Origin of the sequence: Micromonospora vulcania (genome assembly GCF_042658605.1) — a bacterium.
GTDB classification, from domain to species: domain Bacteria; phylum Actinomycetota; class Actinomycetes; order Mycobacteriales; family Micromonosporaceae; genus Micromonospora; species Micromonospora vulcania.
Genome location: NZ_JBHSQS010000014.1, coordinates 67,626 through 91,027, shown reverse-complemented (window position 1 = coordinate 91,027; position 23,402 = coordinate 67,626). Strand labels below are relative to the sequence as shown.

Sequence of the window (23,402 nt, the reverse complement as noted above, 5' to 3'; positions counted from 1 at the left end):
GTCCCATCGTCCGGTGGGAGAGGTGGTGAGCCGGATGCACGCGCGCGGCACGGTACTGGCGGTGACACTGCTCGCGGTCGGATTGTCCGGCTGCGGCGGCCCGGTCGGCGGGCCAGCCGTGGTCGACGAGTCCGGCCCGGCCCAGATCGTCGACAAGTGGACCTCCTGTGCCGAGGCGGCGCCGCAGGCCGGCGGCGTGCTGTCGGTGCCCAGGACGAACGGGTTGGCGCCGAGCGGCGACGACCCGACGATCGGCCGGATCGACCCGGCGTTCACTCCGGTCGCCGCCGTGCTCTGCGGTCGGGAGATCCGGCGACCTCCCGGCGGCGGCCAGGAGGAGACAGCCACCGAACGGCGTGCCGAGGAGGTCGGTGCCCTGGTAGCCGCGCTGCGTCTGCCGAACCAGCCGCCGCCGGGCGGAGAGTTCGCCTGCACAGCCGACATGGTCGTCCCACCCTGGCTGGCCCTGCTCGACGAGCGGGGGCGCTGGCTGCGGCCGTACCTGCCGAGGGACGCCTGCGGCAAGCCGCGCCCCGAGGTGCGGGCCGCGCTCGACGGGCTGCGGCTGACCACCGTGGACACCCGTACCGTCGGGCAGGTCGAATCTGCGGCGGCCGAGGCCGCCGGCTGCGCGCAGCGGTGGGCGGACATGGTGTGGGTGGAGGGGACTGGCGGGCGCCCTGGCCCGCCGGTCCCGGGGATGGCCCCGGAGACGAGGCCGCTGCGCCTCTGCGTCTACCAGGTGCCCGCGTCGGAGCAGGGCAGCGGGAAACCGGCCGGCGACTTCGCGTACGGCGGGCCGCTCGCACCCGAGCGCCAGGCGGCCGTGCTGCGCGCGCTGGCCGGCGGCCGGCCGGCGGCCCCGTGCACCACCCCGGCGTCACGCATCGCGGTGCTGCGCCCGCTCGACGCGAGCGGAGGACTCGACCGCTACGTGGAACTCGACGGATGTCGACGTTTCCTGATCTCGCCACCCGCGACCGGACCGCAGCTCGGGCAGGGGGACGCCGCGCTGGCCGAGCTGCTGGGGCGCGACTGAGCCGGCAAATCACCCTCAGCGCAGCATTTGCACGACGCTCACGACGATGCCGAGCAGGAACGGAAGTAGCGCCAGCGCAGCGAACAGGCGCGCGAAGAGTCGGCGGCGTGGCGTCCAGCCGCGCCCCATCCGGCCGAGCATCCGAATCTGCGATTCGACCAGGTACGGGCTCGGGTGATCTTTGGTCATGTCCCCGAGCGGGTCATCGCCGCGCTGCGGCTCCTGTCGCGCCATGACCACAGGATGGCCGACGCGGGCAACGAGTTCCGCGTCGCCGCAGGTCCGGCCCAGAGCTGGGTAGGGTCGGCGGCGTGGCTGACGCTGTCGTGATCCCCGGCCGTACCTTCGGTCCGGGCGCACCCCTGCTGATGTACGCCGGTGATGTGGCCGAGCAGCGCGGAGCCACCGTGCACCGACATTCCTGGTCCCAGCAGAGCCCGAGGCCGGACAGGCCGGAGATCGAAGGCTGGGTCCACGGCGAGGTGACCCCGGTGATCGACACGGTGGGCGGTCGTCCACTGCTGATCGGCAAGTCGCTCGGCACGAACGCCGCGGCGCTCGCCGCCGAGGGGTCCCTGCCCGCGGTGTGGCTCACCCCCGTGCTCACCCTGCCGTGGGTGGTGGACGGGTTGAGCCGCGCGACGGCGCCGTTCCTCCTGGTGGGCGGCACTGCCGACGGGTTTTGGGACGGTGACGCCGCCCGGCGGCTGTCGCCGTACGTGCTGGAGGTTGCCGGAGCGGATCACGGCATGTACGTGCCGGGACCGCTGACCGAGTCGATCGCCGTGCTCAGCCGGGTCGTGGTGGCGGTGGAGACGTTTCTCGACGAGATCGGCTGGCCGGGCTAGGTGTACTGCCCAGATTCAGCAGTAGATGTTTTCCCGTGCGTGCTCGGTGTGCCAGCCCGACGAACTCCCGCAGGAGCGGCAGCATGAAGTCCGGCTCAATGTCGCTGTAGGGGGAGAACTCCTCGATGCGTGACCACCGGTCGGCCAGGCCCGGCAGTACGACCGGATCGAGGTCGACTTTCTGTCCCCGCTCACCAAAGCCGAGCGGGATCAGCTCCACGACCTGCTCGGCCGGCTGTACGTCGCACAAGACCCCTTCTGCCTTGAACAGGGCTGATGACAGGCCACCAAGAACGAGGGGACGGCTACGCCTCGACTCACAGAAGTCAGCTTTGGACCGATGATGTGTAAGCGAGCGTGTGAGCTACGCCCAGCGGCCGTCGTTGCGGGCTGGCTTGGCCGCATCGTGTAGGTGAGCCAGCCGGTACCGCAGCACCCGCGCTTGCCTCAGCGACAGGACCAGGCGGGCTGCGATGTCGCCCTCCGTGCTGGTCAGAATCACCATCGGCCTGGCGGCCGGATGCAGGGCTTGCGCCAAGGCGACATCGACAATGAACGCCTCTGGTCGGTTGGTGTCCAAGCGGCGGGCCGGGGAGCGGTGTTGGCCCCGGCGCTGGCAGTCGGCGCGGTCGCACCAGCGTGGGTGGGTCGGGTCGGGTCGGCGAGGTTGCCGGTCGGGAAGACGTGCAGGTAGCCGCAGGGTCGGTCGACGTCGACTGTCATGCCAAACGGCTCGGCGCTCAGACCTGCCTCGACGATCTCAGCGGTGAGCTGGGCGGCGTGGGTGGCGCAGGTGTACGCGCAGGCGTCCAGGGATTGCGATGTATACAGCTCGATGCGGATGGTCGCGTGTTCTCCGCAGGCGGGCGGGGTGGGTAGGGTGCGCATGGGTCGCCTCCATGGGGCGATCAAGGCCCCTGGTCGGCGTCGTGAGCGCTGGCCGGGGGCCGTCTGGTTGTATGCCAAATCAGCAAATCTTAGTTGGCCTACCTAGTCAAGGGTTCGCCTCAAGCTACTATGCCGAACCGCAATCACCGATATGAAGCCTCGTTTGGCTAGTGAGATCATCTGCCATGTGGCCAACCGACTAGCGGATGCTGTGCGTGTGTTTCACATGGCGCAAGCGACTGCCGCTGCCTCCGCGCAGCGAGCGGCTGACGATCGGGAGAAGGTCACGGCCGCCCGGGACCAGCTCGCGTCCGCCATCGTGGACGCATCCCGAGATGGCATGCGTCAGATCGACATCGTGCGTGTGACCGGCTACACGCGCGAGCGGGTTCGCCAGATCCTCCGCGCCCACGGCATCACCCCGGACTAGTTCCCGTCGGGCGTGATCCTGGCCGACGCGGCTCTACCCCGGTTGCATCGCGACACGGCGGCTGCACTCGGGTTTCCCGACTACTACGGTCGCAACCTCGACGCCCTCAACGACTGCATGCGTGATGTCGTAGGCCACGCGTACGGGTGGTCTCCCGAGGCGGCCGGCCTTGCCCTCGTCTTCAGCAGCTACGACACGTTCGCCACGCACTGCCCACGGTCCGCCCAGATCGTGCTGGACATCATGGCCGACCATTCCCGGGCTGCCAGCCTGTTCGGTCAGCGCCTGATGTGTCTCGTGCAGAGCAACGACCCGCAGATTCGGTTCGAGCCGGTTGGGGCGGTCCCCGTGACCTGGAACGAAGCCGAGTGGCTGGACGCCAAACGCCGAAAGCTCTGAACTACCGGCAAGCCAACTCGGAAGGCCCGCGCCCGCTACAAGCTGGCGGATCAGGTGATCTGGCCCTGGCTTCGCCGTTGTCGGGCGGATTGAACCTGGCGGCGAGACGCCGGAAAACCAGTGGAGCAGCGCCGCTGTACGCCACTACCGTTCCGCTCAGCCATGCCGTCTAGTCGAGGACGAGCCGTTGTACACCCTGTGAGACCTCCCAAAAGCTGATCTGTCGCGCGTCGCGCATCTGCGCCGCGCTCCTTTTTGCTGCGGACTTCTCACTGAAAACCGGTGTACTTCTGTGCTCAAAAACTGGATGGTCGTGCCCACCTGCCTGCCGCTCGTTCGCCGCCGTTGCCACGGGTGTGCGTCCGAGAGCTACCGGGCAAGCGGCAAATTTCGCGTCAACGCAAACCACAAGCTCATCGACGTCTGGCTCCTCGTGCTCTGTACCGGATGCGGGGACACCGCGAAGCTCACGGTCTTGGAACGGATGACCGTACGTTCCATGCGGCCGGAGTTGCTGGACCGACTGCATGACAACGACCCCGGTCTGACCGCTGAGCTGCTCCAGGATCCGGCCGTGCAGCGCCGTAACCGCATCGCTCTGGACTGGGACAACGCCTGGCGGCTCGACACCGGCGGTTCGGATCACCTGGACCGCGAGGTGATCGACGTTTCGGTCCGCTTCGCGGCGCGGATTCCGGTCCGGCCGCTGCGACTGATCGCCGACGGTTGCGGTCTTTCGCGGGGCGAGGTCGAGAGACTGATCGCGGAGGGGAGACTCGTCTCGGCAACTCGGCTGAGCGGCATTGTCTCCGGTGACTTCACCTTCACGCTCAAGCGCTGAGCCCTCTTGAGGACCGAGGGCCTGTCCGGCATGATCTGCCGGGCAGGCCCTCAGCCGGTGAGCGGTGGCTCGTCTGGTGTCACCAGGTGTCGGGGCGGTCGAGGTCGCGGGCCGGCCGGTACCCGCCGAGGACCACCAGGCCCTCCGCCTCGGTGAAGCCCTTCCCCCAACCCTTGAGGAACGCCTCGACGACGCATGGCTTGACCACCATCTCCAGTACGTCGCTGCCCTGCCGCCGTACCTGGTACCGCCCCGCGACGAGGTCCCCGGGCCGGCCTTCGCTGACTGGGGCGCGTTGCGCCCGGACCGTCAGCCAGCGACCCGATTCATCACCCACGACGAGTGAGCCCTCCGCGAAGGAGCCACGCTCGGACCGGCCGAGCGTGACCGAGCATTCGAGCAGCCGTCCGCCGGGAGGCAGCGACTCCAGGCGGAACGGCACGACGCAACGGCTCGCGCCGTCGAACCGGACACGGCTCGCCGTGTCTGTCGCGTCGTCGAGAGTGGTCGCGTAAATCTCCAACTGAGCCCAGAGGCCGTCCGCGGGTTGCCAGCGAACGAACCACAGTTTCCGGTCACCGGACGGATCGAACCAGCCGACCCCCGGGCGGGCTCCGACTCGTACGTCGGCTGGTGGCCGCGGTTGACCCGCCGAGGACAACGTCTGCTGCAACCCGTTCAGCGTCGCGACGCTGCGTGCCAGCACGAACCGGGCCTGACCGGTCGGACCCCGGAATTCGACGCTCTCGGTGCCGCGCCCGGCGTGCCACGTCGCATATTCGGCTCCGCTGACCAGGCTGTCGGTCGAGAAGTGCAGGACACCAGGATCGGCACCGACCTCCTCGGGTCGGGCGATCGCACCGAGCTGCCCCGACGCATCCGGCAGCATGATCGCTGCCGGTGGCAGGTTCGCCTGATCGGGGTTCCGACCCAGAGGGATCACCGTGACCACCGCGGCAAGGGCGACGCACGCTGCTGCCGTGCCTCCGGCGATCAGCGCCCGGCGGCGTACCCGAATCCGACGACCGCGCTGGCGGGCGCGTTCGACGATCGGTGCCGGGTCGATGTCGCTGCCCGCGCGGTGCGTGAGCGTCGCGGCGAGCTGCTGATCGAGGTCGCTGAACATCAGAACCCTCCTGTCCGTGCGGGGGTTGGTGTTTCCTGCCGCTTGCGCAGCGCCGCCAGGGCCCGCTTCGCATGGGTACGAACGGTGCCGGTCGAACAGCCCAGGATGTCGGCGATCATCGTGTCGTCGAGGTCCTCGTAGTAGCGCAGGACGATCACGGTGCGCTGGCGCGTCGGCAGGTCACAGACGTACCGCCAGAGCGCGTCGCGTTCGGCGACCCCGGCGGCCTCGTCGATGGTCGCCGCTCGATCGGTCACCGCGGCGACGGAGATCTCTCGGCTGCTGCGCTGGCGCCACCACGAGTTATGGGCATTGACGAGCATCCGACGGACGTACGCATCGGGCTGATCCGTCCGGGAGATGCGCCCCCAGCGGGCGTACGCCCTGGCGAGGACATCCTGAACCAGGTCCTCGGCTCGATGCTCGTCGCCGGTCAGCAGCCGGGCGAGCCGCACCAGCGCCGACGTGCGGGCGAACGCGTACTCCTCGAACGTCACGCCCTATTAACGCCGCAAGCCGGGTGCCCCGTAGACACCCACCGGGCATTTCCTGGAACAGTCTTGAAGACCGTGCCCTCAGAAATGCATGAGTTTGAGGAAGTCGGCGGCGTCCGAAAACGGGCGGTCCTTGGCGAACTCACCGATGAAGACGACAGCCTCCTCGTCCTGGGCGTAGGAGTAGCCGTCCAGGGCGGGGCCGATCACGAGGATGTTGCCGCCACGTCGCCAGGCGGCGTACCGCCACGAGTACCGACCGATGGCGAGGTGCCTGCCCTCGGTCCGGACGTCACACTCCGGTGGGCCGAGCCGTTCGGCGAACCGGTCGATGGCCGCGTCGACGTGCGCCTCGAACTCCTCCCGGCCGGCCCCCTGCTGGCTCGACCAGCCGGGCAACGAGCCCCAGAAGTCGTCCGACCACAGCTCCCCGCCCACCTCGTAGGAATGGACGAACGGCAGGTAGAAGCAGTCGTCACCGTAGACAGCGTGACCGGCCGGGGTGGCGAAGCGGGCTTCGTCGGTCGGTACCTCCTCGTCAGACCAGCCGAGACCGCGCATCACCCTGTCTCCGGACGCCGACAACGCCATGCAAGCGCTTCGCGGGGCCGGGTTGGCTTTGGCCCCAACTTACGACAGAGGCCCGCTGGCTTGGCCGTACCGATGGCTGTTCTGCTGGTGTGCCCGACCAGATTGCGCTTCCCGGCTCACGATATCCGTGCTATTCCGGAGGCACAGTGCTGCCCGACCGATGGAGTGCGACATGACGACGCAGTTGCGTGAGACCCTTGATGAGGCGCTGCGGGCCGGGCGAGTGGACGGCCTGCACGCGGCCGTGGCGGTCCGCGGTGGCAACATTCTGCTGGAGTACTACGGCGCGGGTGAGGACTTCACCTGGAGCACCTCGTTGGGTGCCGTCCAATTCGGACCCGAGACGTTGCACGATCTGCGGTCGGTAACCAAGAGCGTGACCGCGTTGCTGTACGGCATCGCGCTTGATGAGGGCCACGTCCCACACCCCGCAGAGCGGCTCTTGCGACACTTCCCGGAATACTCGGATCTGGCTGTCGATCCCGAACGGGCCCGACTCACCGTCGAGCACGCGCTGACGATGTCGCTGGGGCTGGAATGGCGCGAGGACCCTCCGTACGACAGCCCGGCAAACGCCGAGATCGCGATGGAACTGGCGCCGGACCGGTATCGGTACGTGCTGGAGCGACCCGTCTTGGAGCCGCCGGGCACCAGGTGGACCTACTGCGGAGGCGCCACGGCGCTGCTCGGCCGGCTGATCGCCGACGGGACCGGGCAGTCGCTGCCGGAGTATGCCCGAGCGGCGCTGTTCGCGCCGCTGGGCATCCACAACTTCGAGTGGATGGCCGGCGAGGACGGGGTCGCTTCGGCCGCGTCCGGGCTGCGACTCGCACCGCGCGACCTGGCCAGGATTGGCGAGCTGATGCTCGCGGAAGGAGCCTGGGACGGCCGAAAGATCGTCCCCGCCGGCTGGATCCGCGCGATGCTCCAGCCCCGTCTGCAGACCGACTGGGGTGCTCGGTACGGCTACCACTGGTACCTCGAGACCATTGCGGGCCAACGACTTGTGGCCGGCATCGGCAACGGCGGCCAGCGCCTTTTCGTCCTGCCCGACCTGGACCTTGCCGTGGCCATCACCGCCGGCAACTATGACGACCCCGACCAGTGGCGGACCCCGCTGGCGCTGCTGGAGCACGTCATCTTGCCCGCGACGAGCTAACGGGAGCGGCGTCCAGTGCTCCCAGTAGATGCCGATCCACGATGCCGTCAAGCCGTCCTCTCGTCGTGATCGGCTGGTGACCGTCCATGCTCACGCTGAAAGGATGCGACGGATTGGGACGCTGGGGCTGATCTGCGCGGTGGTGCTGGCAGGGCTGACTGGCTGCAGCCCGGCCACCGAGGGCGCGGTCGGGGTACGGCTGGACGCCGACGGTCGGCTGGTTGGGGTGTTCGACTGGTGCCGGGGCAAGGGGGCCGACGAGATCATCCTCTACCTCGGCATTGACGACGGCGGGGTTACCGACAAGGTAATCGAGCTCGAGCGGGATCCCGGCCGCAGCGCCCGCAGCGCGGAGGAATTTGTGCTGCTCGACCCGGCGGCCGGCTGGCAGACGAAGCTGGCACCGGACACGTTAGACGACGGCCAGATTTACGACCTGCGCGCGTGGAACAGGAACGGCGGCAAAGTTGAAGACTTCCCGTTCCGGATCAGCGAGATGCGCGGCCGGACCGGCTCTGCCGTGATCCTCACCAAGCGGTGGGAGGGCGGGGATCACGGCGGCTACGTCGCCACGTTCCATACGCCCGAGGACTTCGCCCGTTACGCCGACGCGGCGTGCGACGGATGAAGACGCCGCATCTGATCCGGTCGGCATCGTCTGGCGCTTGCAGGCCATCCACTAGGCGACCATCCACGTCGCCGTCATCAGCGACTGGCTCCGGAACGATGTCAAATGCCCTGGCGGACGCGCATGATCCTCATTTGACGACGTGGAAGTCAGGGTGGGCGATCCAGCCAGCCATCGCCGTCGCGTCCAGGTAGACGGCGTCGTCGACGCGAACGCAGCGGCCCACACTTCCCAGATACTCGATCAGGTCTGCCGAGGGCGGAGCGTGGAACTCGATGAACACCCAGCCGTCGGTCCGCCGTGCCACTCGCTCGGCGATGCGGGCCAGAGCAGGCCGGCCAGCGACGTCGCTGACGAGGATATGAAGGACGATGTCACAGCGCATGGTCGCGCCGGCCGCCTGAGCGATCAGATCGAGCTCCTCGACGCTGATCTCGAAGTCCGACGCCTGAAAGTCATATCCGTAGGGCAGACCCTCGGCGGAATACCAGTAGTCAGGCTCGGGCTCGTACCGGACCAGGCCCTCGGCTGCCATCTCCTCCAGCAGTACTGGTCTGACGTCCTCAGCCGTGCACGGACTCAGGACACTCAACGCGGTTCCACCCACGGCCAGCAGTAGACAGCATCGAACCAGGCTGGCGCCACGCGATACTCGGGCTCCGCAGCCAGCCGCCGATCTGAGCGCCATCACATCGAGCACATCTCGATCATGAGAAACGTCTTTTGAAGCGCGGCCTAGCTCCGGAGGTCCTGGGCTGCACGCACGATGAGCCTCCGGGCGTTCTGGCGGAGATCGAGCGGCCCGCCGCGGACGAGGCCGCAATGCACCTCTTCGGGTGACTTGGCTGTATGGAGGCCGTGGAGACCGTCTCGACCGGAGGCGGGAAGCCGCTGACCTGCGGTGTGGTGGGTGCGCCCGGCAGGATTCGAACCTGCGGCCTTGGGATTAGAAGTTGAATCCTGATCGTGTTTTTGCATAATCCGTAGTCCGTAGGGGTGTCTATCTGTCCAGGTAGACACCCCTTTGCATGCCGATCCATGTCGGCTCGTGATGCCGGATCCGGGGACGTCCGGGCTCACTGCGGGCTCACCCTCCAAGCGATCAGCATCTCTGGCCGTTGACGTGGACGGCCAGGCCCAAGGGTCAAAGCTTCTGCACGGCTTAAGGCGGTCCGAGGCGGGCGGCATGCGCCGCTTGCCTGCGCGCGCGTCCGCTGCTCTGCTGGCGCTCCGACTCGGGCCACTCAGCACACTCGGCGGCCCACGAGGAGGCGGGAGGCCCAAGGGGCCGCCGTAGAACTAAAGGGCGGTTGACTGCTTGTAGTGGACCGGCAGCCGGCCTGGCTGCGCAGCCACGGGCCCGCGCACCGTAAGGAAGCAAACGCCGGCCGCGTCTGTGAGCTGTCGGCGGTGGCGGAGTTGCGGTAACTGTGCCTCCGGCGGGTCGCCGTCCGTTGGTGGTTGCGGCAAGCCATCCGTTCGTCCTCGACCCGGCGAGCCGACCAAGCCACCGCCCGACCCGCCAGCGTCCGAACCTGCGTCACGGTCCGCTTGACATGGCGGGTCGGGCGGCCCGTTCCTCAGAAGACGGCCGACGGAAGCGGGATGGCATACGCGCAGGCAGCAAATTTATTCGCCATCAAGCATGAGTTTGCATCTTGCGTGCTCGCCATAGAAAGTAATAGGGCGATGAGCGCGCCTGCTTGCGGTCCTTAATGTACTCCGAGAATTGGTTGAGGGGAACGGTTGCGCTTGCGGCGGCACCGAGGAGTGCCGCAGCGAGCGGCAGGCTCGTGATTGAACTGACAGCTGCCGCCGCGAAACCCACGGAAACGGTGGTGACTCCACCTACCCCGAGTCCCCAACGGTCTGCCGTCAATTTTCGCTCTATATCCGCTAAAGCTGGTTTTAGAATCTCCTGCCAAGTCTTTTCGCCGATTGCGGCAGGGTTCGATGATTGGCTATTTGCCAGTGTTGCTGAGATTGCCATTCTCAGTGCCTGTTGGAATATGTCGAAATCGTCCGAGGCGGTTATGCGCAGCCTGATAAGCTCGGCGGTACTTAGGCCCGAGAGTACGGGAATCTTCATTCGTAGTGCAACGTCGTCAACGGTTACCTCGTCGGCTGTCTTCTGTTCGAATAAAGTGGGATGAGCTACCGATGACAGGGGGAGGTCCAGCGCCTTTGCCGTCCCCGCATCGATAATCATTGCCGCAATGCTGTCTCGGATGACTAGTTCGGCTACGTGTCGTCTAGACGGCTTTCGTTTCTGATGAAAGGGGCGGCCAATTGTGTTATTAAACATCGGTGTTTTGGTTGAACCCCACCAGACACCCGGCTCTAGCTCCTCGATTCGGACCTCGTCCCGGCGAACCAGATTCTGCGCTGCCGATGAAACCGCATCCGGAGTGGCGACTTCACCCAGGCCAATGGTCTTGGCCAGCTCCCACAGGTGATGCTCGCAGTAGCAGGGCTTGTCGGTAAAAATTATGTGATTACCCATTCCGCTATCGCGGATGTAGTTGAGCGATGTGATGTCCTCAATAATGTCGGAGGCCCAAAGGTGACTCTGACTGCCGCTCTGGAGATATTCGGCCAACGTCAGATAGGTGTTAGGTTGAGGCCCTTGCATGACTACATGGTCGAAGTAGTGTAGTAGCGAGCCTAGTTCATTGTCTAGGCCGAGTCTGCGGCATTCGAACGCACGACAGGTAGCTGGCGAGCTGATCTCCAGTCCGGGGCCAGCAACCACTGTTCCGGTGTAAGGTACGTCCTCGTGCGTCATCTTTGTACCGCGTCTCGCCAAATCCTCTAACCGCTTCACAGCTGACGTGCTCGACAGTGCGCGACGTGTGGATTCGGGGCCATCAGCTTCGAACTCGTCAATCCACGAATATAGCCAGTGATTCCCAGAGTTCATACTCTGCATAGTCGCCTCCGTTTGGACTGAGGTTACCTGGCGGGAGTCGTCGTGTGGCTATGCGACGCACTGTTGGCGGCTGAGAAAATCAGCGACTTGAGAGCATTGGGCACAGATCCGGCATAACCGACAGCGAGAAGGCATGCGAGGGGCGAGAGATGGCGAGGGTCGGAGCTAGATCGGAGCACCAATCCGTCCAGTTCGGCCGTCTTCGTCAGCGCTCAAGATCGGATGTTGCACACAGATCATCCGTCCTCCAACGTAAGGGTGTAGGCGTGGACGAAGAAGGTTTCTACACGCGCCCAGTGCAAGTGGCCGGTGAGTGCGGTGTCGCCCTCTCGACCGAGAACCACATGGACGTGGACCTTTCCGTTCTGGATTTCGCCAGTGCCGCTTAGTTCGAACGGCTGTTGGTATTCGCTGATGATGTCTGTGCCGGCGTCCTCGGCGAGCATGTTGCTGATTGCGCACTCATCGACAGCGCCAATGAGGGAGACAATTGCGCCGTTCGTTATTCCTTGGTCTGCGGCCTGCTTGGTAAGCGTCTCTATTACTTCTTCCCCTGGCCTGACTGTGAGCATTTTCACCTGTTGTCTATCCAATCGCTAGAGGGGTGACGCCGGCTAGCACTGCCGCATATGCCCGTAAGTTCTCGCGGCACTTTTCCCGTTCTACAGCAAGCATCAGGGTAGTTCGGGTTCGAGTGTCACCGGCATCAACGAAGTTCCCGAGCAGTACGGCGCTGCACCATCGGGCGGCGGCATCACGGTTGTTGGTTAGCTCATTCGCAAGTCTTTGCGATACCCGTCCTCTCGCGTCGCTGCTCTCGTTACATGCCCAGTTGGTGGCCTGCGTGCTTGTCGCGCTGGAGAGGTGTGCTGCTCGTTCCCATGGCAGTTCCAGTACCCGGCTGGCAACGGCGGTTAGGTAGAGTTGTCGCGCGTCCTGGTCGGCGCGGAGGGCGGTGATTGCCGCGTCACCCAGTTCGGCTGCTCCCACCTTCGCGAGGATGCCGGCTGCGTTGACCCTGAGGACTGCCGTTGCGCCGGTCCGCATCCAAACGGACAGGCCCCGTCGCGCCGACTCGTGTTCGGCTGCCAGTGCGCCAATGGTCAGATCAGTGGCGTGGCTGGTCTGCGCGGTCGCGAGGAGGTGGCCGCTGCCCTGCGTGATATCGCCGAATACTCGATGGGCAACCATCACGTCTGTCAGTGCGGGGTCAGTGAAGCGGTACGTGTCGTCTGCTGTCCTGATGACGTGTGGATGCATGTTCAGCACCCGGGCAATTGGCCCTGGGATCAGAGAGGAATCCAGCTCGTCCTTGCGTTGCTGCCAGAGGTTCCACGCTAGCCATTCGACGGCTTCGTGCTCGGCGCTTACCGCCGCTGGGGCGGAATGATCATAAAGGACACCAGTGGCTGCGGTGGACAGGGTCGAGGTGAAGAAGTGGCGGCGATTCACGTTGGCTTCCTTCTTGTCCGGCTCGCCGTCAGCAGCAGGGAGGGCGAACCACAAGCGGCCTTCCGGTAGATGCAGCGCTACTGCCCACTGCACCAGGCGATCAAGGTGGACTATGGGCGGACCGGTCTCGACTCGGCTTAGCTGCGCCTGGCTCATGCCCACCCATGCGGCGGCCCGGTCCTGGGAGATCGGATGTCGGCCGTGGTGGGGATGCGTCCGCCATGCCCGGATGACCCGGCCCATGTGGCGGCTTTGCAGCGCTTGGGCTAGGACAACCTCATCCCAGAAGTCGGCTGGGACCTCGGGTGCCGTACCTGAATGCTGCCGCTCGTAGGCCGAGCAGGGCGAACAGCGTCCGTCCTTGTTGTCCCGCGCGAGCCGAACGCCGCAGCGGCAATAGCGGGCCTTGTGGGTAGCTGTCATCTTGGCGTCCTTGTGTGGCTGCCGAGCCTCGATGGTAGGCGGTTCCACTCCAAGATCCCATTCGAGTGCTGGTTCTGGTCATGCATGGGGCGCATATCGATACCTGCCCTCTGTCATGTCGTCCTTGGACGAACCCCGGCATCGTGTCGCTAACGATAGGCGATCGTTCGATTACGGCGCTCAAGCTCCTTGTTCGTATGCGACTGGTGACTCCGTGCGGACCGGTGACGGCTGGCACGCCGCGCGAATCGGGGGAAGTGGTAAGCCTCCTCGCGCGGCGTGCTCGGCCGATGCAGCCTGGAAGGCGGTTGAAGATGGCGATCTACCCCGGCGGCGAACAGGTCGACGCCGCGCAGAACGCACTTGAACGGCACGCGGTGTCGAGTGCCGATGGCCGTTGTCTGAGTTGCGGAATCGTTGGGCCATGCGCCCAACGGGAAGCCGCGGTGCTGGTCTTCATGCGAACGCTGCGCCTGCCGAGTCGGCAGCCCGGGGCGACTCGCCCCGAGCTGATCGGTGCGCGCCTCGTAGGTTCGCCCTCGCTGTTCTCGGTGCGGTAGGCCACGGCAATGACCCTCACTGCGAACGAGCTGACGCTTTCACGCACCGCTGCTGAGCACCTAACGCCAGAGACGCTGGCGGAGGCTCGTCGTTTGCTCGGAACGCGTCTGGCGCAAACCAGGAGGGCGGTCGGCGTCACGCAAGCCCGCCTGGCGGTGGGGGTGCGGTGGTCGCGAAGCACAGTCGCCAACGTGGAGACGGCGCGTCACCTGGCTTCCCAGGAGTTCTGGGCCGCGTGCGATGCGGCGCTGGGTGCGGGCGGTCTGCTGGTAGATGGGTGGGCGCGGACGCAAGCCCTTGCACGCCGCCTACGGGCTCAGATGACGGTGGACCTGTTGCGGCGACGGCAGGCGCAAACGCCCCCTGCCTGCGTATGCCGTGATCTGCGATGGCTGCTCGGTGGGCTGGGGTGGCCGTTGTGACGGGGCGGGGGCACACGCCGATACGCCCAATCTGGGTGTGTCGTGGCTGCGGGCATCCGTGGCCCTGCGGCGAGTCGAAACTTGCTCTGACCCTGGAGTACGAGCGGGATCGAGTAAGCCTGTTCGTTTACCTTGCTGGGCTGCTACATGAGGCGACCGGCGATCTGTGGCGGCTGCATCCCGACGAGCCGCAGAGCGGACCGGACCTGTTCGACCGGTTCATGGGTTGGCCCAGCCAGCGGATGGCCTCATATCGCGTCCGCCCTATCGATGGCCTGGGCGTCGCCGAAGACTCACACGTTGAAGGGACCAACCGAGAGGACGTGACGGAGCGGTGAAAGAGTACGGCAGCATCGGAACAGTTGGTGTCGACCAAGAGCCGGCGATTGCGGGAACGTTCCACACCCTGATCATGCAACCCACGACGTTTTGCAATCTGGACTGCACCTATTGCTATCTCCTGCATCGGGACAAGCGGCGGGTGATGGCGCCGGCCGTTGCTTCGGCGTGCGCCGCGTCTATCGCTGAGCAAGGCAGTCCGCATCCGGTAGGCGTGGTGTGGCATGGGGGTGAGCCGACCGCTATCCCGGTGAAGGTGTTCCGGGAGCTGCTGCAACCGTTTGAGCCGCTGCGGCGGGCGGGGCAGATTCGGCATGAGATTCAGACCAATGCCACGCTGATCAACCGGCGGTGGTGCGACCTGTTCGCCTCGATCGACATGGAGATCGGGGTGAGCATCGATGGGCCGGGAGCGTTGAACCGCAACCGGCTCGATCGGGCGGGCAACGACACTGCTAAGCGAACGCTGAGGGGCATGGCAGCACTTGCCGACGCCGGACTGTCGTACTCGGTGATCTGCGTGGTGACGCCGGAGACGATCGGACACACGGACGAGCTTGCCGACTTCTTCGCCGGCCTGCCCGGCTGCGCCTCGGTGGGCTTCAACATTGAAGAGCAGGAAGGCGCTGTCCGTGCCCCAGTGTCGGAGGAAGCGGCCTATCGCTTCTGGCGACGCCTCGTCGAGCGTCGGCTGACCGGTAGCCCACTACGGGTCCGTGACCTTGATCGCCTGGCCGATTACATTGCGGCCAGCCGCATCGGTCCGATCGCGCACACACCGTACGAGCCGATCCCTACCGTTTCGCACGCCGGAGACGCGGTGTTGCTGTCGCCGGAACTGCTCGGTGTAACCGATGACCGGTACGGCGATTTCCTGGTCGGCAACGTGCTGCGCACTTCAATTCCTGCAATGATCGCAAACGCTGGCGGTCTGCGGTACGTCCGCGAATTCGTCTCCGCTTTGAATGACTGCGCCAGCGGCTGCCCGTTCTATGCCTTCTGTAAGGGGGCGCAGGCAGGGAACCGGTATTTCGAACACGGCACCCTCGCCGTTGCGGAGACGAACTATTGCCGAACAAGTCGTCAAGCGTTGGTCCGCGCCACAGTGGATCAACTAACCCATTTGGAGGTAGAGAATGGTTAGCGCACTGGCATCCCTCGCCAGTATCACCCCGGAGCGCTTGGCGCGGTTCGGCGTCGACCTGGATCAGGCTGTTGCGCCGATCGATGCGGCAAAGTTCGACAACCGACCCGCCTGGGCCAACAAGGGCAAGTTTGACAGCCGCCCTGCCTGGGACAATTGGAACAAGAAGAAGTAGCCTGCCGGTCCGAGTGGTTGGGGAGCGGGCGTCCGCTCCCCACCTGACTGAGTTGAGATGGTATGCAGACCAGGAAAGTTGGCAGCGTGTCGATCCTGCTGCCCGAACTCGATCCCCGCGACTTGGACGAGACGACCGAGCAAGGAAACGGCTTGCGGGACGTGCTGGTTGACGGCGCGTCTTGGGCGGGTGGGCGCTTCGAAGAGGTGGAGGTGCACAGTAGCCGGCTCGTCGGTGTGGATCTGGGCGAGTCGGTCTGGGACGGCGGCCGGGTGTTCGGCTCGGAGCTGGAGCGGGTCGACTTGTCCGGCGCGGAGATGTCGGGCCTCACTTTCGAGAGATGCCTTGTGACTGGGGCGAAGTTCACCGGCGCGCGGCTATCCCACCTGACGTTGAAAGATGTGGTCTTCAGCGGGTGCCGCTTCGACTACGCGACGCTTCGGCACATGGTGGCGGCTGGTGCGGTGGCCTTCGTGGACTGCGTACTGAGTTCTGCGGCCTGGTCTTCGTGCCGCTTGCCCAATGCTGTGCTGCGCTCCTGCAAGCTCGATGGCCTGGAACTGGACGGCTGCCACCTGCGCGGGGCGGACCTGCGCGGGAACGACCTGGCCGGGTTGAAGGCAGGCCTGGGGAACCTACAGGCGGTGACGTTGGCTCCCGAGCAACTGCCCGACCTGGCGGACCTGGCCGTGACGGCTCTAGAACTGACCGTGCTGGCTGAGTAGCCAACGTAAAAGCTGCCGGCTCGGGGAGCAGGCAGCCGATTCCCGGCCTGGAGGAGGTACGGCGTGCCTACGCCTGGGCGGTGACAGCGCCGGGTTCCTCGATCAGCTTGTCCGCGAGCGCGAGGAGCCCGGCGCTGTTCGATGCCTTCACCAACACGACATCGCCCGGTCGCAGCCCATCGCGGAGCAGTTCCCACGCCTGCGGTACGTCCACCGCGCGATCAACCGCCGTGCCACTGCCGGCGGCCCCGGCCGCGTACTGGTCGGCGTCCGTCTCGCCAATCGCCACCAGCCATCCGGCCCCGATCTCGGCTACCTGCTGGCCGATCTCGCGGTGCACCTGTGCGGCGTGCTCGCCCAGCTCGTGCATCTCACCCAGCACCGCGACCGCCCGCTGACCGTCGCCGGTCATCGCGTGCAGGGCGCGTAGTGCCGCACGCATCGCGTCCGGCGCGGCGTTGTAGGCGTCGTTGATGACCGTCACCCCGTCCGCGCGGGTGGTGACCTGCATCCGCCCCGGTGACACCGCTTCGGCCTGCGAAACCGCCTCGGCCACGGCCTCAATCGGGTGGCCCAGCCCGAGGGCAACGGTGGCGGCGGCGAGCGCGTTGGACGCCTGATGCAACCCGTACAGGCGCAACCGTACTTCGGCGGTCTGGCCGTTGTGCACGAGCCGGAAGCAAGCCCGGCCCAGCTCGTCCAATGCCACGTTCTCGGCCCGCACGTCTGCCGGGTTCTCGATGCCGTAGGTCAGCACTCGGGCGCGGGTGCGGCTCGCCATGGCGGCCACCAACTCATCGTCGGCGTTGAGCACCGCTAGGCCGTCGTCGTGCGCGCTGGGCAGCGCCTCCACGATCTCACCCTTGGCCTGGGCGATGTTCTCCACCGAACCGAACTCGCCAAGGTGCGCGTGCCCGACCCGGGTAACGACACTGACGGTGGGCGGGGCGATGCGAGTCAGGTACGCCACGTGCCCGATACCGCGAGAGCCCATCTCCAACACGAGATGACGGGTGCCAGTAGTGGCGCGGGTGACCGTGTACGGCAACCCAAGCTCGTTGTTGTTCGATCCACGGTTGGCGACCGTCGGACCGAACACCGGGAGCACCTGGGCCAGGATGTCCTTGGTCGATGTCTTGCCGACCGAACCGGTCACGCCGATAACCGTGGTCTGCGGCAGCCGGTCGACCACCGCGCGGGCGAGGCGTCCGTAGGCGGCGGGCACGTCCTCGACGACCACCGTGGGCACCCCGACCGGACGTGACGCCAGCACCGCCACCGCGCCGGCCTCGATCGCCTGGGCGGCGTAGTCGTGCCCGTCGACGCGCTCACCCGGCAGCGCCACGAACATCCCGCCGGGCTCCACACGCCGACTGTCGAACACCACCGGGGCTGTCACCGTCACGTCGGTTGCAGCGTCTTGAACGGCCCCACCGACAGCGGCCGTGATCTCGCGCAGAGTCATCGGAAGCACGAGGAAAACCTACCGTGCGACGGCTCCTCGGGTGCCCTGCCACCGCCTGTTAGCGCTGTTGGACTTGCCCGACACGGTCAAGCGGTAGCGAAAGCTTCCGAGGAGGACCGACGTGTCCCCAGCCTGTCCCCACACGGCGAAATGAACCTCTGCTCGATGGGTCTCGGCGGGGGCACTATTGCAGCTAGATTGCGTGGTGCGCCCGGCAGGATTCGAACCTGCGGCCTTGGGATTAGAAGTCCCCTGCTCTATCCGCTGAGCTACGGGCGCGCGGCGTGGATGTTCGCGCCAAGAGGGTACCGCCGCCCCGCCTCGCAGCGGGGTAAAGGGTGGTCGCGTCCACGTCGTCGTGCAGGGTCTCACGAAGCCCGGGTGCCGGGCATCCGGGTTCTCGCAGGCCGGTCGGGTTGCGGCCCGTACCCTCGGCTGGTGCTGCTGGATCCCGAGGCCGAGAACGACGTCGCCTACGAGCTGTGTCAGCTCGTCGGGCGGGCCATCCTGCCGTACCGGTCGGCGGGCGACACGTTCGGCACCGCGTTCTTCTTCCGGGCCGCCGACGGCCCGGTGGGCGGCTTCCTGCTGACGGCGGCCGACCTCACCGGCACCCAGGATGGCGAGTTGGGCCTGCGCGCGAGCGTCACCGAGCCGGCGGGCGTCGCTCCGGCGACCGTAGCGGAGGCCGAGATCAGGCCCGGCTGGCTCAACTTCCCGGGCGACGGTGTCGCGGTGCTGCCCACCGCCGGGCTGCACCGGTACGCCGACGACGGTGGCTGGCGGTGGCGCGTACAGCCGGTGCCCGCCGAGATCGCCGCCGGGCCCGAGGTGATCGCCCGTCTCGGCGCCGCCGCCGGTTCCGCTTTCGTGCTGGCCCATGGGGTACGCGAAGACGGGTCACGACCGCTGGAGGTCGCGATCGAGCGGGTGGTCCGCGACGGGGACGCCGTGCGGATCACCACGGAACTGCCACCGGGGTACGTCGGTGCGCCGGTCTTCGTCGTCCAGCCCGACGCCGAAGGGGACGTGTCGCTGTACTGCCTCGGCCTGGTGCTGCCCGGCGTCGGCGGTCACCCGGTGGCGACCTTCGACCGGATCCGCGCCGTCCTCCCGGCGGCCCCCGGCGACGCCTGAGCCGAGCGCCGCGCTGGCCGTTGGCGGCCACGCTTCCGCCTGCCGTCGGCCTGCCGCATGCCGCCTGCTGTCGGCCTGCGCCGTCTGTTGGCCTGGTCAGGCGCCGGGCGTCGCCGCACCCGCCGGGTCGGCCGCCGGTCGCCGACTCTCCGGCACTCGGACCTTACTGGTGGCGGCAGCGGTGTCGGACGACGTGACGTCGGCCGGGACAGCGTCGGGCTGGTCGGCGTCGGTCTGGACTGCGTCGGTCTGGACTGCGTCGGTCGGATCGGCTGGGGCGGTGGGGCCGGCGGCGAGGAACGCCTCGGCCCACCGCCCGACCTCGTCGAACACCTTCCTGCGTACGGCGGGGCCGGAGAGCGTGAGGTCGTGCAGCCCGCCGTCGAAACGGGCCAGGGTGACGTGCCGACCGAGCCGGGGCGCGTACCGGACCATGTGCTCGACGTCCAGCACGGCGTCGGCCAGGGTGGCGTTGTCGTGCCACTTGGTGCCCCGGAAGGAGCGTGTCGAGCAGGCGAGCAGCACCGGCACCTGGATGTCCAGACCGGCGCGCAGCCGGCGTTGACCGGTGCGGATCGCGTTCAGCCAGCCGGCTCGGACCGGGAACCCGGCCAGCGGCTTCCAGGCCAGGTCGTAGCTCCACTCGCCGCGGTGGTCGGCGTGCAGGCTCTCGCCGTACACCGTGCCCAGCCCGAACGGCAGGATGCGGTGCGGCGCCCTGCGGCCCAGCCGTGCGGCGGCGGCCGCGAGGGGTCGCCGCACGGCCCAGGGGGCGTTGAGGTCGAAGAAGGGGCTGTTGAGCACCAGGCCGTCGACGGTGCCGGCGTCGCGGCGGGCGTCCGCCCAGAGCGAGATGATCAGGCCGCCGGTGGAGTGGCCCATCGCCAGGAGGGTGTCGTGCCCGTGGTCCGCGCGGATGATCTCGGCGGCGGCGTCCAGCTCGGGGAAGTAGTCGCTGATGTCCTGGCAGAAGTTCGGGGTCTGGTGCGGAAGCAGACTGCGGCCGTATTTGCGCAGGTCGAGGGCGTAGAAATCCCAGCCGCGCTCGGCGAAGAAGTCGGCCAGGTGGGTCTGGAAGAAGTAGTCGACGAAGCCGTGCACGTAGAGCACCGCCCGCCCGGTGGGGCGCTCGGCCCGCCGCCGGACCAGGGTCGCGACGACGGGCCCTTCGTCGTCGGTGCCCAGCTCGATCGTCTGCCGCTCGTAGGGCGGCCCCAGCACGTCCGGTTCCACGAGGGCGACGCTACGCCGCTGACCTACCCAGCGGTAGCCCCGCCCGCCCGACCCCGTCTCGCCCTCGCCGTCGCCGCTCCCGCCCTCCCGGCCCCGCGATCTCGCACTGGTTGCCTCTACATAGCGGGCGAAAGCCGCGTGATGAGGTCCGAAAGTGCAAGATCGCGAGGGCCGGGGCGGGCCGGACCGGGCGGGGTTAGGCCGTTTCCGCGTCGGCGCGACTCGGGTCGGCGGGCGGCAGGGCCTCGGGCTCCTCGGAGGGGTCCGCCTCGGCCTGGGGCTGACTGACGTCGCGCAGGTGCTTGTTGTGGCGGGGCTCCTGGCGGGTCTTGGCGTCGTTGAGCCGCCGGCGCAGATCGTCGCGGACGTCGTTGAGCGCGGTGTGCAGGTCCTCCTCCGCAGAGGTGGTGACGATCTTCTGGCGGCCGGCGATCCAGCACTCCAGGGTGACCTTCTGCCCCCGGGCCTCCCGATCCTTCACCGACACCTCCAGCTCGGTGGCGTCGGAGTGGAAGCTGGCCAGCCGAGCGTCGAGGGTGGCGAACTGCTCGGTGATCCAGTTCCGGTCGCCCTGCGAGAACCCGGTGCCCACCCGCAGGCACTCAGCCACGGTGGCCGGGTTCGCCACGGCGCTCATCGCCGCACCTGGCCGGACGTGGTGGCGGAGCCGATGGTGGTGATCATCATGACGCTGACCTCTCGTCGACGTGGAGCTGTCGGTGGTGCGTTGATCAAATCCATACCCAGTCCGGGCGGATCCGGAACCGCCGTAGCCAGGTCGGGCGCGTTGGCCGTACCACATTCGGGCGTGATCAGGGCGTTTTCCACAGGTGGCTTCGTCGTCCACAGGTCGGGGAGGGGTGCTGGCGACAGGTGATCGGACCGCCCAGGCTCGGTGTCGAGTCGACTCGCGCTGGCAAGCTCCCGATCCCCCTGGAGGGACGATGTTCGACACCTACGTAACGATTGTCGGTAATGTCTTGACGACGCCGGAGTGGCGGCGTACGTCCCAGAGCAGCACCCTGGTGGCCAACTTCAAGGTCGCCTCCACCGCCCGCCGCCTCGACCGGGACAGCGGTCGCTGGGTCGACGGCAACTCCCTTCGGGTTCGCGTCAACTGCTGGCGCAAGCTGGCCGAAGGGGTCGCCGCCTCGGTGATGGTCGGCGATCCGGTGGTGGTCTGTGGCCGGCTCTACACCCGCGACTGGACCGACGACGCGGGCAATCACCGCACCCTCTACGAGCTGGAAGCGGTCGCCGTCGGCCACGACCTGTCCCGGGGACGGGCCCGGTTCCTGCGCAACCGGCCGAGCATGACCACCAGCACCGTGGAGGACGCGGAGGCCGAGGGCCGGGTGCACGGCGAGCCCACCGAGCCGGTGCCGGTCGGTCAGGCGCCCGTCCTGCCCGACGACCACCCGCTGGACGACGACTTCGAGCTGCCCGTCTTCGACGGGCCGCCTGCCGGCCCGTACGGGTCCGGCGACGGCATGTCCTTCGGTGGCGGCGGGCAGAGCGGGAATGCCGACGACCGGGCGGCGCTCGATGACGACGAGTTGGCCTTCACGCCCAGGGCGGACGTCGACGAGGTCGACGAGCTCGACGACGAACTCGGCCCGGTGCCGGACGAGGGCCAGCCGGACGAGGGTCAGCCGGAGGCCGAGCCGGAGCCGGCCGGCCGGGGACGACGCGGCCGGGGGAGGGTTCCGCAGCCGGCGTGACTCGTCGGCCCGCCGGTCCGGGCTGCCGACGGCCTGACCCACGTGCGCTGCCTGGCCGCCGACCGCGCCGGCCGGGGACGGCACGGCCAGTCCGTCGAGCGTCACCTTGGCCCACCGCCGACCGGCCCTGCTAGCTCAGCACGACGGGGGCGGGGTGGCGACGCGACCGGCGTCGTCACCCCGCGTGACGGCAGCGCCGAGGCCCCGCGGCCCGCGCCGACCGGGTCGGTGCAGGGCCGCTCGTCTAGGCTGGCCGGCCGGAGGTGGTGCGCGTGCGACGGACAGCGCCGGTGGCGAACGCGGTGGGGCTGCTGGCCGGGTACGCGCTGGACAGGCTGCTCGGCGACCCTCGGCGGTGGCACCCGGTGGCCGGCTTCGGGCAGGCCGCTGGCGCCCTGGAGCGTCGCCTGTACCGGCCGGACCGGACGGCCGGCGCGGCGTTCACCGCGCTCGCCGTGGGTGGTCCGGTGCTGCTCGGGGCGGTCGCCACGGCAGTCACCCGGCGTCAACCGGTGGCCCGGGCGGTGCTCGTCGCCGCCGGCACCTGGACCGTGCTGGGCGGTCGCACGCTGCGACACGAAGCCACCGTCATGGGCCGTACGCTCCGCGACGGCGACCTGCCCGCCGCCCGGCACCGCCTCGGCCACCTCTGTGGTCGGGACCCGTCGACCCTGGACGAGTCCGAGCTGGCCCGCGCCACTGTCGAGTCGGTTGCCGAGAACACCTCGGACGCGGTGGTCGCCCCGCTCGTCTGGGGTGCGGTCGCCGGCCTGCCGGGGCTGCTGGGCTACCGCGCGGCCAACACCCTGGACGCGATGGTCGGGCACCGGTCGGCCCGCTACGCCCGGTTCGGCACCCCGGCCGCCCGCCTGGACGACGTGCTCAACCTGGTGCCGTCCCGGCTGACCGGGCTGCTCACCATCGCCGTCGCGCCGGTGGCCAACGGTGACCGGGAGCGGGCCTGGCGGGTGTGGCGGCGCGACCGCAACGATCACCCGAGTCCCAACGCCGGCCAGTGCGAGGCCGCGATGGCCGGGGCGCTCGGCGTCCGCCTCGGCGGCCGGAACGTCTACTTCGGGCGCTCCGAGGTTCGCCCGTTCCTCGGTGACGGTCCCCGTCCCGAGGGACGGCACCTCAAGCGGGCCGCCCAGATCTCCGGCGCGGTCGGCCTGGCCGCGCTCGGCCTGGCCGCCGCGTATCCGCTGACCGTCGGCCGTCTGGCCGCCGCGGTGG

At 67.8% G+C, this 23,402-nt stretch carries 25 protein-coding genes, 1 tRNA gene and 2 pseudogenes; 15 read left to right on the top strand and 13 right to left on the bottom strand.

Annotated elements, in window-relative coordinates; all coding sequences use genetic code 11:
• Positions 1–13: 13 nt before the first annotated feature.
• Positions 14–1,039 carry a hypothetical protein gene (locus ACFQGL_RS22425; protein ID WP_377514261.1) on the top strand — a complete coding sequence of 342 codons (1,026 nt, stop codon included), beginning with the start codon at positions 14–16 and terminating at the stop codon, positions 1,037–1,039.
• Positions 1,040–1,054: 15 nt separating this feature from the next.
• Here the strand turns inward: ACFQGL_RS22425 and ACFQGL_RS22420 are convergent, their stop codons facing one another.
• Positions 1,055–1,273 carry a hypothetical protein gene (locus ACFQGL_RS22420; protein ID WP_377514259.1) on the bottom strand — a complete coding sequence of 73 codons (219 nt, stop codon included), beginning with the start codon at positions 1,271–1,273 and terminating at the stop codon, positions 1,055–1,057.
• A 77-nt stretch (positions 1,274–1,350) separates the two neighbouring features.
• Here ACFQGL_RS22420 and ACFQGL_RS22415 point away from each other — a divergent pair, with 77 nt between their 5' ends.
• On the top strand, positions 1,351–1,887 hold the full coding sequence (locus ACFQGL_RS22415; protein ID WP_377514258.1) for an alpha/beta hydrolase: 537 nt from the start codon (positions 1,351–1,353) through the stop codon (positions 1,885–1,887).
• 498 nt (positions 1,888–2,385) lie between these two features.
• On the opposite strand, the gene ACFQGL_RS22410 is transcribed toward ACFQGL_RS22415, so the two are convergent.
• A complete protein-coding gene (locus ACFQGL_RS22410) occupies positions 2,386–2,775 on the bottom strand; it encodes a hypothetical protein (RefSeq protein WP_377514256.1) in 390 nt (129 codons plus the stop codon).
• 226 nt (positions 2,776–3,001) lie between these two features.
• Between ACFQGL_RS22410 and ACFQGL_RS22405 the strand changes: the two genes are divergently transcribed.
• From ACFQGL_RS22405 to ACFQGL_RS22395, 3 genes and pseudogenes are all read left to right on the top strand, one after another.
• The gene (locus ACFQGL_RS22405; protein ID WP_377514254.1) at positions 3,002–3,205 is read left to right on the top strand and encodes a hypothetical protein; all 204 of its coding nucleotides are present in this window, start codon (positions 3,002–3,004) and stop codon (positions 3,203–3,205) included.
• A gap of 42 nt (positions 3,206–3,247) precedes the next feature.
• Positions 3,248–3,604: pseudogene (locus ACFQGL_RS22400) on the top strand (barstar family protein); the annotation flags it as partial.
• Positions 3,605–3,896: 292 nt separating this feature from the next.
• Positions 3,897–4,445 (top strand): DUF1062 domain-containing protein, encoded by a 549-nt coding sequence (locus ACFQGL_RS22395; protein WP_377514253.1) that lies wholly within the window; start codon positions 3,897–3,899, stop codon positions 4,443–4,445.
• A gap of 79 nt (positions 4,446–4,524) precedes the next feature.
• On the opposite strand, the gene ACFQGL_RS22390 is transcribed toward ACFQGL_RS22395, so the two are convergent.
• The 3 genes from ACFQGL_RS22390 to ACFQGL_RS22380 all read right to left on the bottom strand — a co-directional run bounded on the left by ACFQGL_RS22390 (position 4,525) and on the right by ACFQGL_RS22380 (position 6,629).
• Positions 4,525–5,571 carry a hypothetical protein gene (locus ACFQGL_RS22390; protein ID WP_377514252.1) on the bottom strand — a complete coding sequence of 349 codons (1,047 nt, stop codon included), beginning with the start codon at positions 5,569–5,571 and terminating at the stop codon, positions 4,525–4,527.
• Positions 5,571–6,068 (bottom strand): SigE family RNA polymerase sigma factor, encoded by a 498-nt coding sequence (locus tag ACFQGL_RS22385; RefSeq protein WP_377514251.1) that lies wholly within the window; start codon positions 6,066–6,068, stop codon positions 5,571–5,573. The genes ACFQGL_RS22390 and ACFQGL_RS22385 overlap by 1 nt, the downstream gene beginning before the upstream one ends.
• A 78-nt stretch (positions 6,069–6,146) precedes the next feature.
• On the bottom strand, positions 6,147–6,629 hold the full coding sequence (locus ACFQGL_RS22380) for a hypothetical protein (protein ID WP_377514250.1): 483 nt from the start codon (positions 6,627–6,629) through the stop codon (positions 6,147–6,149).
• 199 nt (positions 6,630–6,828) lie between these two features.
• Here ACFQGL_RS22380 and ACFQGL_RS22375 point away from each other — a divergent pair, with 199 nt between their 5' ends.
• Both ACFQGL_RS22375 and ACFQGL_RS22370 read left to right on the top strand, forming a co-directional pair.
• Positions 6,829–7,815, top strand: a complete 987-nt coding sequence (locus tag ACFQGL_RS22375) for a serine hydrolase domain-containing protein (RefSeq protein ID WP_377514249.1) — start codon at positions 6,829–6,831, stop codon at positions 7,813–7,815.
• Between the two features lie 103 nt (positions 7,816–7,918).
• On the top strand, positions 7,919–8,443 hold the full coding sequence (locus tag ACFQGL_RS22370; protein ID WP_377514248.1) for a hypothetical protein: 525 nt from the start codon (positions 7,919–7,921) through the stop codon (positions 8,441–8,443).
• A gap of 130 nt (positions 8,444–8,573) precedes the next feature.
• Here ACFQGL_RS22370 and ACFQGL_RS22365 read toward each other — a convergent pair whose 3' ends face one another.
• From ACFQGL_RS22365 to ACFQGL_RS22350, 4 genes are all read right to left on the bottom strand, one after another.
• Positions 8,574–8,978, bottom strand: coding sequence for a hypothetical protein (locus ACFQGL_RS22365; protein WP_377514247.1), 405 nt, complete (start codon positions 8,976–8,978; stop codon positions 8,574–8,576).
• Between the two features lie 1,104 nt (positions 8,979–10,082).
• Positions 10,083–11,228, bottom strand: coding sequence for a response regulator (locus ACFQGL_RS22360; protein WP_377514246.1), 1,146 nt, complete (start codon positions 11,226–11,228; stop codon positions 10,083–10,085).
• A gap of 380 nt (positions 11,229–11,608) precedes the next feature.
• Positions 11,609–11,944, bottom strand: a complete 336-nt coding sequence (locus ACFQGL_RS22355) for a PPC domain-containing DNA-binding protein (protein ID WP_377514347.1) — start codon at positions 11,942–11,944, stop codon at positions 11,609–11,611.
• Positions 11,945–11,957: 13 nt separating this feature from the next.
• Positions 11,958–13,247 (bottom strand): helix-turn-helix domain-containing protein, encoded by a 1,290-nt coding sequence (locus ACFQGL_RS22350; RefSeq protein ID WP_377514245.1) that lies wholly within the window; start codon positions 13,245–13,247, stop codon positions 11,958–11,960.
• 314 nt (positions 13,248–13,561) lie between these two features.
• Here ACFQGL_RS22350 and ACFQGL_RS22345 point away from each other — a divergent pair, with 314 nt between their 5' ends.
• From ACFQGL_RS22345 to ACFQGL_RS22325, 5 genes are all read left to right on the top strand, one after another.
• Positions 13,562–13,807: a hypothetical protein gene (locus ACFQGL_RS22345; protein ID WP_377514243.1), complete on the top strand. Its 246-nt coding sequence runs from the start codon at positions 13,562–13,564 to the stop codon at positions 13,805–13,807.
• A gap of 9 nt (positions 13,808–13,816) precedes the next feature.
• Positions 13,817–14,230, top strand: coding sequence for a helix-turn-helix domain-containing protein (locus ACFQGL_RS22340; protein ID WP_377514242.1), 414 nt, complete (start codon positions 13,817–13,819; stop codon positions 14,228–14,230).
• Between the two features lie 334 nt (positions 14,231–14,564).
• Positions 14,565–15,713, top strand: coding sequence for a cyclophane-forming radical SAM peptide maturase AmcB (gene amcB, locus ACFQGL_RS22335; protein ID WP_377514240.1), 1,149 nt, complete (start codon positions 14,565–14,567; stop codon positions 15,711–15,713).
• Positions 15,706–15,888 (top strand): multiple cyclophane-containing RiPP AmcA, encoded by a 183-nt coding sequence (gene amcA, locus ACFQGL_RS22330; protein ID WP_377514239.1) that lies wholly within the window; start codon positions 15,706–15,708, stop codon positions 15,886–15,888. Before amcB ends, amcA begins: the two co-directional genes overlap by 8 nt.
• 86 nt (positions 15,889–15,974) lie before the next feature.
• Positions 15,975–16,613, top strand: coding sequence for a pentapeptide repeat-containing protein (locus ACFQGL_RS22325; RefSeq protein ID WP_377514238.1), 639 nt, complete (start codon positions 15,975–15,977; stop codon positions 16,611–16,613).
• 67 nt (positions 16,614–16,680) lie between these two features.
• Here the strand turns inward: ACFQGL_RS22325 and ACFQGL_RS22320 are convergent, their stop codons facing one another.
• Together ACFQGL_RS22320 and ACFQGL_RS22315 are read right to left on the bottom strand one after the other, a co-directional pair.
• Entirely contained in the window at positions 16,681–18,018 is a 1,338-nt protein-coding gene (locus ACFQGL_RS22320; RefSeq protein WP_377514236.1) for a UDP-N-acetylmuramoyl-tripeptide--D-alanyl-D-alanine ligase, read from the bottom strand.
• A gap of 263 nt (positions 18,019–18,281) precedes the next feature.
• A tRNA-Arg gene (locus tag ACFQGL_RS22315) sits at positions 18,282–18,357 on the bottom strand.
• A 159-nt stretch (positions 18,358–18,516) separates the two neighbouring features.
• On the opposite strand from ACFQGL_RS22315, the gene ACFQGL_RS22310 reads away from it, so the two are divergent.
• Entirely contained in the window at positions 18,517–19,215 is a 699-nt protein-coding gene (locus ACFQGL_RS22310) for a hypothetical protein (protein ID WP_377514234.1), read from the top strand.
• Between the two features lie 246 nt (positions 19,216–19,461).
• Here ACFQGL_RS22310 and ACFQGL_RS22305 read toward each other — a convergent pair.
• Positions 19,462–20,448 (bottom strand): annotated as a pseudogene (locus ACFQGL_RS22305) (alpha/beta hydrolase); the annotation flags it as partial.
• A 196-nt stretch (positions 20,449–20,644) separates the two neighbouring features.
• On the bottom strand, positions 20,645–21,085 hold the full coding sequence (locus ACFQGL_RS22300) for an HPF/RaiA family ribosome-associated protein (protein WP_377514232.1): 441 nt from the start codon (positions 21,083–21,085) through the stop codon (positions 20,645–20,647).
• 307 nt (positions 21,086–21,392) lie between these two features.
• Here ACFQGL_RS22300 and ACFQGL_RS22295 point away from each other — a divergent pair, with 307 nt between their 5' ends.
• Positions 21,393–22,169: a single-stranded DNA-binding protein gene (locus ACFQGL_RS22295; RefSeq protein WP_377514231.1), complete on the top strand. Its 777-nt coding sequence runs from the start codon at positions 21,393–21,395 to the stop codon at positions 22,167–22,169.
• A gap of 272 nt (positions 22,170–22,441) precedes the next feature.
• Positions 22,442–23,402: cobalamin biosynthesis protein (locus tag ACFQGL_RS22290; RefSeq protein ID WP_377514230.1), on the top strand; the 961-nt coding region annotated here is incomplete at its 3' end.